This is a genomic window from Aeromonas sp. R6-1 (assembly GCF_040908165.1).
Taxonomy (GTDB): Bacteria; Pseudomonadota; Gammaproteobacteria; order Enterobacterales; family Aeromonadaceae; genus Aeromonas; species Aeromonas caviae.
In genome coordinates, this window is sequence record NZ_JBFODF010000042.1 from 1 (window position 1) to 13709 (window position 13709).

The following is a 13709-nucleotide window of genomic DNA, read 5'->3' on the forward strand; positions in this document are numbered from 1 at the left end:
GGAGGGGTTCCCGAGCGGCCAAAGGGATCAGACTGTAAATCTGACGGCTCTGCCTTCGAAGGTTCGAATCCTTCTCCCTCCACCATTCAAGTGCGCACAATCAGGTCATGCCCCGTGGAGGGGTTCCCGAGCGGCCAAAGGGATCAGACTGTAAATCTGACGGCTCTGCCTTCGAAGGTTCGAATCCTTCTCCCTCCACCATATTTCAGAGAACCCGGCCTTGTGCCGGGTTTTCGCTTTTCTGCCTTCCACAAATCCCCTTCTTCTACAAAAAAAACGGGAGGCCAGGCCTCCCGTCAATATATGCACGCTCTCACCCCGAACCTGCTGGCGACAGCTGTTATCGGCAGGTCGGGCAGAGGGGGATAAGCGTCCCCCCAGGTATCTGTCTTGTCATCCGCGCCCCCTTACAGGGTGAAGCGATAGAAGATATCCACCGCCTGGGCCACCCCGCTCATGGCCTGCAGATAGAGCCTTGGCATCAGCTCGTAGCGCAGCTTGAATTCGGCGATGGGGCTGAACACCCCGACCCCGTACTGGAACTGCAAGCCGGGCAGCAGGTAGGCCGACAGGGTCACCTGGGTGTCATCACCACTGCCTGCGGTATCGAGGGCCACGTCGCTCATGCCGAGGGACTCCCCGATGCTGGAGACCACGCCGCTCGCCTGGCTCACGGCCCCCGCCACCAGCAGGCCGTTGAAGCCGCCATCCTCGCCGCTGGTCTGCAATCCCTTGCCCCGCAACAGATAGGAGAGCTGTTCGGACTGCGCCATCTGCGGCTCGGAATAGACGGTGATCTTCGGCTTGGTGGCCGGCCCCGTCACCCGCACCCCGACGGTCACGTTGTCCTCGATGGTGTCCGGATCCCGATAGGTCTCGATGTTGAGATAGGGCTGATCAATGGGGCCGGAGAAGAGGATCCGCCCCTCCTTGATGATGAGGTTCTGGCCATAGGCCTTGAAGCGCCCGTCCCTGAGCTCCAGTTGCCCGTTGCCCGAGAGCGGCTTGGAGGGATCCTGGCGAATGTTGAGGGCCCCTCCCACCTTGGTCTTGAGTCCCATGGCTTCGAGGCGGACGTCGTCCCCGAGCCGGATGGCGAGCCTGATCTCCATGGGCAGCGGTGCCGCCTTGGGGACCGGCGGCAGATCGTCGTAGATGACGGTGACGTCATCGGAGACCGCTACCGCGCTGTCTGGCAGGCTCTTGACCAGGATGCGCGACCAGGGGATGTCCACCTGCCCGGTCACCCTGGTCTCCTCCCCGAGAGAGATGGCGATGTCAGGGGTCACCCTGACCCGGCCCATGCCCGGGTACTGGGCCTCCAGCTCCTTGCCCTGAATGGTGAGGCTGCCGGTCACCGGCTGCTGGGCCCAGCTCAGCCAGCCCCCCAGCACCAGGGGGCCTTTGCCCACCATCATGGAGCCGTCGAGTTCGGCCCGGTTGCCTTCTATCTTGAGGCGGGTCACCAGCTTGGAGAGGGTCACCATGTCGGAGTGGGTCTGAACCTCCCCCTCCTTCAGGTTCAGCTCGCCATACAGCAGGGGGGCAGCCAGGGTACCGTCGAAGCGGGCATCCGCCGAGATGACCCCTTGCAGGGAGCGCACTTCGGGAATGAGGGGCGCAAAGGTCGCCAGCTTCAGATCGTCAAACCTGAGTTGACCGCCGAGGTTGCCGCGGCCAGCGGGATCCCGGATCAGCAGATCGGTGTCGATGTTGCCGATCTGCTCGGAAGCGAAATCGACCCGGATGGCGGCCTGCTGGCGCTCGAAATCGATCCCGAGCTCGAGGCGCTGGTAGTCGGTCTTGAGTTCGTCGGCGACGAAGGTCCCAGGCGTGGTACGCACGGTGGCGTGCAGGGTCGGCTGGTTGCCGCGCCAGCTGGCGCGCCCGTCGGCCGACAGCACCGCCTGCCAGCGGAAATTGTCCGGCAACCAGGGGCGCAGCCGCTTGAGATCAAATTCGTTCAGGGCAAATTCCAGATTGCCCTGGGACTGGGCTATCCGGCTCCCCTTGACGCAGAGACTGGCCTTCTGGGACGCGAAGCAGAGATCCCCCATGGTCAACTGCTGTTTCGGCAGATCCAGGTCCAGAGACCAGGGGGCGGTCAGCGCCCAGCGCTTGAGGGGGGTCTTGAGCTTCAGCTCGGCAAGGGCGCCACGCCAGTGGTCACCGCGCAGGCTGCCATTCAGGCTGAGGTCTGCCGCCAGGGGATCCCCCTTCATGGTCAAGGTGAGCCCGTGGCGCTCGAGATCGCCGCTCAGGTTCAGGGCGATTTGCGAGAGCTTGGTCTCCCCCTGTGCCAGGCTCGCCACCGTCACCGCCACCTCACCGGCGGGCTTCTCCCCGACCAGGGCGTTGGCCTTGATGACGGTCTCCTTGAGGACGGTGCCCGCGTAGGCGAGTCGGCCCGACACCAGATCGGCATTCACGCGCGGCGCCTGCTGGTTGCCGGTGACGCGCACCTGGCCCTTGATGTCCCCTCCCAGACCAGGGTAGATACCCCCAAGCTTGGGCGCATCCAGATCCGCATCCAGCTTCCAGGCCTGGGTCGTGAGCGAGCCTTTGGCCTGCAGCCGGTTGGGGCCGCTTTGCAGCGCCAGGGCCGGGATGGTCCACTCCATCTTGTCGTTGCCGCTGAGCCTGCCCTGCAAGGCCAGGGGATACTGGTTGAGCTTGCCATCCACCTTGAGCTCGGGCAGGGCCAGCTGCCAGTGGCCCGCCTCATCCAGATCGAAGCGGCTGGTGATCTTGCCCGCCAGTGCCCCCTTGATCTCGGGCACCAGCTCCGCCGGGTTGATCCCCTTGAATTCGGTCGTCCCCTGCCACTGGACCCCCTTGCTCCAGGCCAGCTTGCCGTCGAGCTTGAGCTCCCCCTTGAGGGCCCCCAGCAGCAGCTCGATACGGCTCAGCTGGTTGAGATCCCCCTTGCCCGAGAGCGCCACCTTGAAGGGGGGCACATCGGTCCCCTTGCCGGCGGTGTTGAGCGCAAACTGGTAACCGGAGAGCTTGCCCTTGGCGCTCAGGGTGCCCTTGTCCAGCCGATAGCTGGGCTCATCCTTGGCAGGCTTGTGCAGGGGCCAGGAGAGGCTCTTCCAGTCCAGCGCCAGATCGAAGGGCAGATCCGGGTCGAGGGCCGCAAGGGATCCTTTGAGATTGGCGCCCACCGGCCCCTTGGCCTTGAGTGCCAGCCCAAGCTTGCCCACAGAACCGTCCAGGACGAGATTGACCTGCTCCCCCTTGAGCTCCCCGTCCAGCAGCCCTTGACGCGCCTTGGCATCCAGAGTCAGGGCGAGGGGGTAATCCTCGTGCAGGCGCACCTGACCACGCAAGGCCAGATCTGCCATGGCATGGCGCAGGGAGAGCTCCCGGATGTCGATGCGCTCCTCCTCGGCGGTGGCCGACAGCAACAGGTTGTCTAGCCCCTCCACCAGCTCACCTTGCTGATAACGGAACGCCGTGGCTTTCAGCCCCTCCAGCTGGATGGGGAAAGGCAGTCGCACCGCCGGCAGCACCATGGGCTCGGGCTTGCTTGCGGCCTGCGTCTTGTCACCGGGGGCAGCCTTGCCCTCGCCGGCCGCCAGGGTGGCGCTTTTCTCATCCGCCGGTTTGGCACCCTTGTCACTGGCAGCCTCCGCCGGGGACGGTGCCAGCACCACGTTCAGGCCATCGAGCACGGGGCCGCGCACGATGAGCCCGGCGCGATCCAGGGCGGCGCCAATGTCCAAATCCTTGAGGGTGATCGTCACGCCGGGCACCGCCACATCGAGATCGGCAACCTTGAGGCTGTCGACCTGGATTTTGAGCGGCAACGGATGCCAGACGAAGGGCTCCGACGGCTCTTCCGGCACCGGCTCGGACTCCGCCACCCGGACCACGGGGCGAGTCACCGCCAGAGTCTTGATCCAGAGCTTGCCCTGCAGGAGCTTGCCCAGATCCCAGTCCAGCACGGCCCGCTCCACGGTGACATCCACCAGCTCGTCCTGCCAGCCAACCCCTTCGAAGGTCCAGCCATACCCGAGTTGCCCCGCCACCAGCTCCCCCTTGAGGGAGGGCAGCGCGGCTCTGGCCTGTTGCCACAGCCACTTGTTGCCCTGATGGGTGAAGCCCAGCAGGCTGACGCCGATGAGCAGCAGGAAGAAGAGGCCCATGAGCCACAAGAAAATGCGTTTTACCCAGATCACGATGCAGACCCCTGCAAGGAAAGCTGCCGCAGCGGCCAGAAAAGAGAAAGAAGAGGATGTGCGCCTGGTTGCCGGGTCATAGTTCCGGCCCCAGTGCGAAGTGCAGCCGCAGCGGCTTGTCCTCCTCGGAGATGCCCACCGCCAGATCGAGCCTGACCTGACCGATGGGGGTGACCCAGCGCACCCCGACCCCGGTGCCTATCTTCCAGGCCTCGCTGTAGTCGACGGTGGCGGTCCCGGCGTCCACGAACAGGGCGCCGAGCCACTTCTCGCTGAAGCGGTAGTTGTACTCCAGGCTGCCGACGCTGGCGTAGCGTCCGCCGGTCAGCTTGCCATCGTCCCCCCGTGGCGAAATGGTCTCGTAACCGTAGCCCCGGACCGTCTGATCGCCGCCGGTGAAGAAGCGCAGGGAGGGGGGGACCAGGGAGAAATCATCCCCGACGATGGCCCCCTGTTCGGCCCGCATCAGGAAACGGTGATCTTCGCCCAGGGTGCGCAGCCACTTGCTGCGCCCCCACACCCGCATGAAGCTGATGTCGGACCCCCAGTAGGGGCTCGAGAACTCCATCGTCAGTTGCTGGCGATCCCCCCAATCCGGCACCAGACCGCCGCGCACCCGCAGCCGTGACCAGGAGACACCGGGGATCAGCAGCAGGCTGTTCCCCTCGTCCTGACCCTGGACGTAGCGCTCGTTCTCCAGGCGCACAAAGACGTCTCTGTCCCAGCTCTCCGGTCGGCGTGTCCAGCGGTGCACCCCGAAGGTGGCCAGATCGGAGCGGGTGTCGTTGTTGTCGGTGTATTGATAGCCCGCCTGCAGGGAGTAGTAATCCCGTAGCGGGTTGCCCACCGGGATCTGGTAGTCGAAGCTGAGCTCCGCTTCCGGCGCCGAGATCTTGGCGGTGCTGGAGAGGCGGTGACCATAGCGGTTCACCCAGGGTTTCTCCCAGGTGGCACTCAGGCGCGGCCCCACGTCCGTGGCATAACCGATACCGGTCTCAATCTCGTGATCGACCCGGTTGGAGAGGGTCACCTGCACCGGCACCCGGTTGCCCTCGGCCTGGCTGATCAGGGGTTTGATGTCCACCTGCTTGAACAGCTTGGTGGAGGAGACATCCTGGGACATCTCCGCCAGACGGATCGCCAGATAGGGGTCGCCGCTCTTGATGTTGATGAGCGGGCGAATAAGGTGCAGTGCCTCCGGCGTCGCGTCATAGCGGATCTCGCCGAAATGGTAGCGCGGGCCGGAGCGAAACAGGATGTAGATCTCCGCCTTGCCCTGTTCCGGGAAAACCTTGACCTGGCTCTTGCTGATCTTGGCGTCAAAATAGCCGCGGGCCAGCCCCAGACTGCCGAGATCCGCCTTGATGGATTCATATTTGCCGTGGTTGAGGGGATCTCCCTCCTTGAGGGGCAGCTTGTCCAGCAGCTCGCTGTACACCTCGTCGCTCCCCGCATCCCCTTCCAGCAGGATGTCGAGGCGCGAGATGATCACGGGTTCCCCCCGCTCAATCTCGATCACCACCTTGGCGGGCGCCTTCTTGTCGCGGTTCAGGGTGATCTTGGGCTGGTAGTAGCCATAGACCTGCAGCGCCTTCTGTACGCTCTCGGTGATCTTGGCGCGGGCGGGGCGGTACTGGCGTTCCTGGTAGACGGGCAGGGCGTTGAGGTAAGCCTCGACGTTGTCTTTCTGCTCTCCCCTGACCCCCTTGATCTGGTAGGTCAACTTCGCCGCCATGGCGGGCATCGCCATCAGCCAGAGAGCGAGGGCGAGCAGCAAGAGACGGGGCCCGGGACGACGGGATCGCCCGGATGAAGTGCTCCCGGTGAGAAAAGTAGGATAGCATCCTGTCAAACGTCAATTTCCCCGAATAACATGATTTAAAAATTGTGTTATTTAGTACGATACCGAGACTCATCCCGGGCGAGTGCCGCTCATCCTAGCATAATCGCGACGGCGAAATCCCACGCTCGGGGCCCCTTTGCGTGCCGCTCTGCCGCACCCGGTGCGGGGATCGCTGCGGCCCTGCAAGGAACCAGCCGGGTGTGAGGAGCCAAACTGCACACAATCCGGGCAAGGGGCGAACAAAACGCCACCACCTGCCCCGCCACGCCGGATCTCCCCTGGCGGCCTTGGGCTGGCAGCAGGGTCCGGTTCTTCGCGACAACCCTTGTCGGACACCCCGCATCCGGCGGGTTTCGTCAACCCGTCTCCCTCGACTTGCTCCGTGCCCTCTTCCCCACCCTGCCTGCTATTGAACAGGAAAATAAGTTTAAATCAATCACTTGAATAGATGGCACTAAAGCTTCGTTCAATTCAATCGATTTATCCCGCTGCCCCTGCGCTCCTGCCTGTCCCACACTGATCCCAATCATCGCAGGAGAGACCCCATGCACCTACGTAGCGAACAACTGGCTGACTACATCGCCGACCGACTCGAGTTCATCACCTTCCTGGCCTGCTGCAGCGCCCTGCTGGCCCTGCTGACCGGCATGAACGGTCAGCAGGCCCTCGCCTTCACCGCGCTCAATCTGCCCTTTGGCCTGGCCCTGCTGCTGGGCATGGCCCTGCTCGCCCCCCTGCCTGTCCACTGGCGCCTGCCCGGGATAGTCCTGCTGCTGGTGAGCGCAGCCCTGGCCACCCTGCAGATGGGAGGCAACTGGCTCAACCCCCTGGCCATCTGGAGCCTCTATGCCCTGCTGGGGCTGGAGATCCTCTGGCAATCCCGGGCCAGGGTCCCCCTGGCCGCCGGCCCCCGGAGCCGGGTCTCGCGCCCGAGGGGCTGACGCGGAGGCGCAATTGCAGTAATCTTGCGCCCCCTTTCCCCTCGCCGAGGAGCATTCCGATGAAAAAAGCCTGTGCCCAGCACATCCTGGTCAAGACCGAGAAACAGTGTCTGGAGATCAAGGAGAAGCTCGCCAAGGGCGCCGACTTCAGCCAGATGGCCAAGCGTTTCTCAACCTGCCCTTCCGGCAAGCGTGGCGGCGATCTGGGGGAGTTCTCCAAGGGGGACATGGTCAAGTCCTTCGACGATGCCGTGTTCAAGGGGGAGCTGCTGACCGTGCTGGGGCCGGTGCGCACCAAGTTCGGCTTCCACCTCATCAAGGTGCTCTATCGCAACTGATCCAGGGCGACGAGGTCATCGGCTCTCGGAGCCGCACGCCTGGGATTGATGATCATTTACTAACGTTATCAGGCAATTAAGTTTATCCTTCTGGGCATAGTTCCATCCTGACCCGTGGATCCCTCATATGCACAGCTCTTTGTGGTGGCCGCTGCTGACCTGGCTATTGCCCCTTTGCGGGGCCCTTGGCAGCCGCGCCCATCTCTGGCCCTGGTGGCTCGGCTTCATCCTCTGTCTCGCCAGCGCCCTCCTCAGCCTCGTGCTGCTGCTGCGCCTGCCCTGGCGTTATCGCCGCACCACCAACCTCTGGCCGGATATCTGGGGCATTGCTCCCCTGCTGTTGCCCCTGCTGTTTCTCGTCCAGGCGCTGCGCTCCCCCCTCACCAACGACGTCAGCACGGATCCCTACCATCCGCCACGGCTCCAGTGGGCCGAGCAGCTCAGAAGCCCGGAGGATCTCCCGATCTCCCCCCCGCCCCTGCAAGTATTTCCAGGCAACCCCGGTCCTCTCTATACCCGGGCATCCCCGGTCGAAGTGCTCGCGGAAGCCGAGGAACTGATGACGGAGCTGGGCTGGCAGGTTCATCCGGGCAGCGAGGGTATCGATGCCGTCGTCACCACCGGCTGGTTCGGGTTTCAGGATGACGTTGCCCTGCGGGTCTTTGCCGGGCCCAAAGAGACCCGTATCGACATGCGCTCCGCCTCACGCCAGGGGCGCAGCGATCTGGGGGTCAACCGGGCTCGGATCATCGATTTCCTGAATCGGTTGAACGAGCGTCTGGGCGGGGCCTACAAGCCCAAGATGGAGAAGCTCAAAGAGGAACAAGATGCGCATTGAGGTCAAACCGGACCGGGCCTACGCCTGGTTCATCCGCCCCTTCTTCTGGCTGCAAAAACGCAACTACGGTCAGGTGCTGATCCCGGGCAAGTGCTGGGGGCGCTCCCCCAGGCTGTTCGCCGCGGTCGCCACCCTCTACGGCGTCATCAACCGCAAGCGCTCCCCCATCGACCCCGTGCTGCGCTCCCTGGTGACGGTGCGGGTCTCCCAGCTCAACTGGTGTCGTTTCTGTGTCGACATCAACGCCATGACCCTCGTCAAGCGGGCAGGCTCCAGCGACAAGGTGGAGGCGCTGGCCCGGTGGCGCGACAGCCCCTTGTTCGACGAGCGGGAGCGGGCCGTGCTGGACTATGCCGAGGCCATGACCGGGCTGGATGGCGTGAGCGACGAGCAGGCCGCCCGCCTCAAGCCCTGGTTCGATGACGACGCCCTGGTGGAGCTCACCGGCCTCATCGCCTTCCAGAACATGTCCGCCAAGTTCAATGCCGCTCTCGACATCGCTCCCCAGGGGTTCTGCCAGTTGCCGGTGCAACCCGAGCGCCCCCTCGACAAGGGACAGGGATGAACCGGGCACGCCTGCTGCTGTTGCTGGCGATGGGGGCCCTGGTCGGCACCTTCTTTGCCCTCGACCTTGACCACTATCTGAGCCTCACCCAGTTGCAGGCACACCAGGCGCGCCTGGCCCTTTGGGTCGACCGCCATGTTGTCGCAGCCAGCCTGCTGTTTCTGGTGATCTATGTGCTCACCACCGCCCTCTCCCTGCCGGGGGCGGCCCTGCTCACCCTGGCGGGCAGCGCCGTCTTCGGCATCCTGTGGGGGCTCTTGCTGGTCTCCTTTGCCAGCTCCCTCGGCGCCACTCTGGCCTTTCTCAGCGCCCGCTTCCTGCTGAGGGACTGGGTCGAGACACGCTTTGGCGACAAGCTGGCGAGCGTTCAGGCCGGCATGCAAAAGGAGGGGGCCTTCTATCTGCTGAGCCTGCGCCTCATCCCCCTCTTCCCCTTCTTTCTGGTCAACCTGGTGATGGGGCTCACCCCCATCAGAGTCAGCACCTACTACTGGGTCAGCCAGCTCGGCATGCTGCCGGGCACCCTCGTCTACGTGCTGGCGGGGAGCGAGCTGGCTACCCTCACCAGCACAGGCAACCTCTTCTCCCCCGGCCTGCTGGCCGCCCTGACCCTGCTCGGCCTGATGCCCTGGCTGATGCGTGCCTTGCAGCGCCGTCTCGCCCTCTACCGGTTGCACGCCCCCTACCGCAAGCCTGCGCGCTTTGACTACAACCTGCTGGTGATAGGTGCCGGCGCCGGAGGCCTGGTCACCAGCTACATCGCCGCCGCGGTGAAAGCCAGAGTGGCCCTCATCGAGCAGCACAGGATGGGAGGGGATTGCCTCCATACCGGCTGCATCCCCTCCAAGGCGCTGATCCGAAGCGCCCGCTTCGCCTTTGAACAGCGCAAGGCCGGGGAGCTTGGTTTTACCCCGAGCCAGAGCCGCGCCGACTTTGCCGCCGTGATGGCGCGGGTCGCCCGAGTCATCGAGGAGGTTGAACCCCACGACTCGGTGGCGCGCTATGAAGGACTTGGGGTGGAGTGCATCCAGGGGCGGGCGCGAGTCACCTCCCCCTGGGAGGTGGAGGTCAACGGCAAACGCCTGACCAGCCGTCATATTGTGATCGCCACCGGCGCCCGCCCCCGGGTGCCCGCACTGCCGGGGCTGGACAGGGTTCCCTACCTCACCTCCGACACCCTCTGGCAGCGACTGCGTGAGCCCCCCCGCCATCTGCTGGTGCTGGGAGGAGGCCCCATCGGCTGCGAGCTGGCCCAGAGCCTGGCCCTGCTCGGTATCCCCGTCACCCTGGTGGAGCAAGGCCCTCAGCTGCTGCCCCGGGAAGATAGGGACGTCGCCGGGGCCCTGGCCGCGCAGCTGGAGCACGACGGCGTCACCCTGCACCTCGGCTGGCAGGCTACCTCGGCCGAGTATATGGACGGTAAAGGCACCAACCTGCCCATCCGGCTGCACCTGCGCCGGGGGGATGAGACGCTGGTGGTTGAGGGGGACCAGCTGCTGCTGGCCCTTGGCCGGGAGGCCAACGTGAGCGGTTTCGGGCTGGAGGCGCTGGGGGTTGAACTGGCCCCCGGCGGCACCCTGGCCATCGACGGCTTCCTCGCCACCAACTACCCCAGCATCCTGGCGGTGGGGGACGTTGCCGGCCCCTACCAGTTCACCCATTTTGCCGCCCATCAGGCCTGGTATGCCGCCATCAACGCCCTCTTTGGCCAGTTCAGGCGCTTTCGGGCAGACTACAGGGTCATGCCGGCGGCCACCTATACCAGTCCGGAGATAGCCAGGGTCGGCCTCAACCAGAAAGAGGCTCGGGCCCGAGGCATCCCCTTCGAGTCGACCCGCTTCGAGATGGCCGAGCTGGACAGAGCCATCGCCGACGGCGAGTCCGGGGGCTTTGTCGAGGTGCTGACGGTGCCGGGCCGTGACAGGATACTCGGGGCCACCATAGTGGGTGCTCACGCCGGCGAGCGGATCGCCGAGTTTGCCCTCGCCATGCGCCACCGCCTGGGACTTGGCAAGATCCTCGCCACCGTTCACCCCTACCCCACCCTGATGGAGGGGAACAAGTACGTGGCTGGCGCCTGGCGCCGTGCCCGCCAGCCCGGGCGCCTGCTGGCGCTGCTGGCCCGTTATCACCGCTGGCGCCGCGGCGCCTGACTCTGACGAGGCAACCATCATGTTCACGACCCGACTTCGCGCCCTGCTCCGTCCCCTGATGGCCGCTGTCTCCCTGCTGCTGACCTCCCCGCTCCACGCCAATGACGCGTCGTGGCAGCAGACCCTGCTGGCCGCCAGGGGGCAGACCGTCTACTTCAACGCCTGGGGGGGCAGCCCCGAGATCAACGCCTACCTGGTGTGGGCCAGGCAGGAGATCGCTCGCCAGTACCAGGTCGAGCTGGTGCAGGTGAAGGTGGATGACATCGCCCAGAGCGTGAGCCAGTTGCTGGCCGCCAAGCAGGCTGGCAAGACGTCGAACGGCCCCATCGACCTGCTCTGGGTCAACGGCGAGAACTTCAAGGCGCTCAAGGAGCAGGGGCTGCTGGGGGCCCCCTTTACCGACGAGCTGCCCAACATGGCCCTGGTGGACACCGCCCTGCCGGTGAGTGAAGACTTCACCGTGCCGGTAGAGGGGCTGGAGGCCCCCTGGGGCATAGGCCAGCTCAATCTGATGGTGGATGGCGACCAGGTAGACGTTCCTCCCACCTCGGCGGCCGCCCTGCTGGCCTGGGTAAAGGCTCACCCCGGCCGCTTCACCTACCCCAAGCCTCCCCAGTTTCACGGTTCTAGCTTTCTCAAGCAGATCCTGCTGGAGCTGACACCAGATCCGGCGCCCCTCTATCGGGAGGCGACCGATGCCGACTTCCTTCGCATCACCGCCCCTCTCTGGGCCTGGCTCGACCAGCTTCACCCCGCGCTCTGGCGAAAGGGCAGGCTCTTCCCCACCGGCGCCGCCGAGACCAGGCAGTTGCTCGATGACGGCGAGCTGGCCATGGCCATCAGCTTCAACCCGGGGGAAGCCCAGAGTTCGGTGCAAAACGGCACCCTGCCCCCCACCGTCCAGGCCATCGCCATGGAAAAAGGGGCGCTCACCAACAGCCATTTCCTCGCCATCCCCTTCAATGCCTCCACCCGGGCCGGGGCCAAGGTGGTGGTCAACTTCCTGCTGAGCCCCGCCGCCCAGGCGCGCAAGAGCGACCCCGCCTTCTGGGGGGATCCCAGCGTGCTGCGCCAGGAGGCGCTACCAGGCCAGACCCGTCCGGCATTGCGCTTCAAGGGAGTGGCAGAGCCCCACCCCAGCTGGCAGACGCGGCTGGAAGCGGCCTGGGCCGAGCGCTACGGCCACTGATCCATCATGCAGGCACGCGCCCCTCTTCTCCTCCTGCTGCCCTTTTTGATGCTGGGAGCCCTGCTGCTGGGGATCCCGCTCGCCGGGGGCCTGCTATTGCTGGTCATCGAGGGGCTCTCCCCCGCCAACCTCGCCCTCTTGCTCCCCCAGCCCGGACTCTGGCACTCCGCAGGATTGAGCCTCTGGGTAGCGGGCACCTCCACCCTGGGGGCCCTCGGCGCCACCGCCCTGCTGCTCGCCCAGGGGGACGGGCGTCCCTGGATGCGCTGGCTGCGCCGCCTACTCTCCCCCCTGCTGGCGCTTCCCCACGTCGCCTTTGCCATCGGCATCGCCTTTCTGCTCGCTCCCTCCGGCTGGCTGCTGCGCCTCGTCGCCCCCCTGCTTGACCTCACCCATCAGCCCCCGGACTGGCAAACCCTCAAGGATCCCTGGGGGCTTGGCCTCATCGTGGTGCTCATCCTCAAGGAGACCCCCTTCCTGCTGCTGATGGCGCTGGCGGCACTGGATCCCGCCAAGGTGGCGCGCCAGCAGTGGCTGGGGGCCAGCCTCGGCTTCAGTGCCCCCCGGATCTGGTGGCGCCTGCTGCTGCCCGCCCTCTGGCCCGCCCTGCGACTGCCCCTCTACGCGGTGGCCGCCTATGGTCTGGCGGTGGTGGATCTCGCCCTGCTGCTGGGGCCGGATGCCCCGCCGCCCCTGGCGGTGCGACTCTGGCTCTGGTATCAGGATGCCGACCCCGCCTGGCGCGGCGCCAGTGCCAGCGGCGCCCTCTTGCTGCTCGCCCTCAACCTGCTGCTGCTTGGCGCCCTCAGGCTGCTGGAGCGGGCCCACCTCACCCTCGGCAAGGCTCGCTGGCTGGATGGGCGACGCGCCCCCGCCTCGCCCTGGCCCGCACTCATTGCCCGCATCGGCGTGTGGGGGCTGCTCCTGACCAATCTGCTGGTGCTCGCCGCCCTGCTGCTCTGGTCCCTGACCCGGCGCTGGTCCTTTCCCGCCCTCTGGCCGAGCGAATGGAGCAGCCACCACTGGCTGGCTCTGCTGCCGAGCCTGGGCCCGCTGCTGTGGCAGAGTCTGTGGCTGGCCCTGCTCTGCGCCGCGCTCTCCCTGCTGCTGGCGGTGCTCTGCCTCGAGGCGTTGCCTGCGCGCCGCGCCACACGCACCCTCTGGCTTGTCTGCCTGCCTCTGCTGCTGCCCCAGGCCAGCCTGCTGTTTGGATTGCGCCTTCAGACCGACGGGCTGGGATTCACTGGCATAGGCCCTGGCTGGGTACTCTGGAGCCAGTTGATCTTCGTCTTTCCATACGTCTATCTCTGCCTGCACGGCCCCTATCGCCAGTTCGACGAGCGCCTCACCCGGGTGGCCCTCACGCTCGGGGCCAGCCCCTGGGGGGCCTGGTGGCGAGTCAAGGGCCCCCTGCTCGCCCGTCCCCTGTTGTTCGCCTTCGGTGTCGGGGCGGCGGTGAGTCTGGCCCAATACCTGCCGACCCTGCTGTTCGGGGGCGGGCGGGTCGTCACCATCACCACGGAGGCGGTGGCCATCGGTAGCGGCCTCAACCGGCGGCTGGCGGGGCTCTACGGCCTGCTGCAACTCCTGCTGCCCCTTTTCATCTATGCCCTGGCGCTCTGGCTGCCGCGGCGCATCAACCCCGCCCTGAGGTCCTGACC

General features: G+C 65.8%; 9 protein-coding genes and 2 tRNA genes. 9 read left to right on the plus strand and 2 right to left on the minus strand.

Annotated elements, in window-relative coordinates:
- Both AB5Y68_RS12390 and AB5Y68_RS12395 read left to right on the plus strand, forming a co-directional pair.
- A tRNA-Tyr gene (locus AB5Y68_RS12390) sits at positions 1-85 on the plus strand.
- 31 nt (positions 86-116) lie between these two features.
- A tRNA-Tyr gene (locus tag AB5Y68_RS12395) sits at positions 117-201 on the plus strand.
- A 206-nt stretch (positions 202-407) separates the two neighbouring features.
- On the opposite strand, the gene AB5Y68_RS12400 is transcribed toward AB5Y68_RS12395, so the two are convergent.
- Positions 408-4181 carry a translocation/assembly module TamB domain-containing protein gene (locus AB5Y68_RS12400; protein ID WP_039039824.1) on the minus strand — a complete coding sequence of 1258 codons (3774 nt, stop codon included), beginning with the start codon at positions 4179-4181 and terminating at the stop codon, positions 408-410.
- Positions 4182-4257: 76 nt separating this feature from the next.
- Entirely contained in the window at positions 4258-6033 is a 1776-nt protein-coding gene (locus AB5Y68_RS12405; protein ID WP_039039825.1) for an autotransporter assembly complex family protein, read from the minus strand.
- Positions 6034-6569: 536 nt separating this feature from the next.
- Here AB5Y68_RS12405 and AB5Y68_RS12410 point away from each other — a divergent pair.
- The 7 genes from AB5Y68_RS12410 (at position 6570) to AB5Y68_RS12440 (ending at position 13707) form a co-directional block, all read left to right on the plus strand.
- On the plus strand, positions 6570-6965 hold the full coding sequence (locus AB5Y68_RS12410; RefSeq protein ID WP_039039826.1) for a hypothetical protein: 396 nt from the start codon (positions 6570-6572) through the stop codon (positions 6963-6965).
- A 59-nt stretch (positions 6966-7024) separates the two neighbouring features.
- A complete protein-coding gene (locus tag AB5Y68_RS12415) occupies positions 7025-7303 on the plus strand; it encodes a peptidylprolyl isomerase (protein WP_039039827.1) in 279 nt (92 codons plus the stop codon).
- A 127-nt stretch (positions 7304-7430) separates the two neighbouring features.
- Positions 7431-8141, plus strand: coding sequence for a DUF1499 domain-containing protein (locus tag AB5Y68_RS12420; RefSeq protein WP_039039828.1), 711 nt, complete (start codon positions 7431-7433; stop codon positions 8139-8141).
- Entirely contained in the window at positions 8131-8706 is a 576-nt protein-coding gene (locus AB5Y68_RS12425; protein WP_039039829.1) for a carboxymuconolactone decarboxylase family protein, read from the plus strand. The genes AB5Y68_RS12420 and AB5Y68_RS12425 overlap by 11 nt, the downstream gene beginning before the upstream one ends.
- Positions 8703-10859: an FAD-dependent oxidoreductase gene (locus tag AB5Y68_RS12430; RefSeq protein ID WP_039039830.1), complete on the plus strand. Its 2157-nt coding sequence runs from the start codon at positions 8703-8705 to the stop codon at positions 10857-10859. Before AB5Y68_RS12425 ends, AB5Y68_RS12430 begins: the two co-directional genes overlap by 4 nt.
- A 19-nt stretch (positions 10860-10878) precedes the next feature.
- Positions 10879-12048: an ABC transporter substrate-binding protein gene (locus tag AB5Y68_RS12435; protein ID WP_039039932.1), complete on the plus strand. Its 1170-nt coding sequence runs from the start codon at positions 10879-10881 to the stop codon at positions 12046-12048.
- A gap of 6 nt (positions 12049-12054) precedes the next feature.
- Entirely contained in the window at positions 12055-13707 is a 1653-nt protein-coding gene (locus AB5Y68_RS12440; RefSeq protein WP_368207210.1) for an ABC transporter permease, read from the plus strand.
- Positions 13708-13709: the final 2 nt, after the last annotated feature.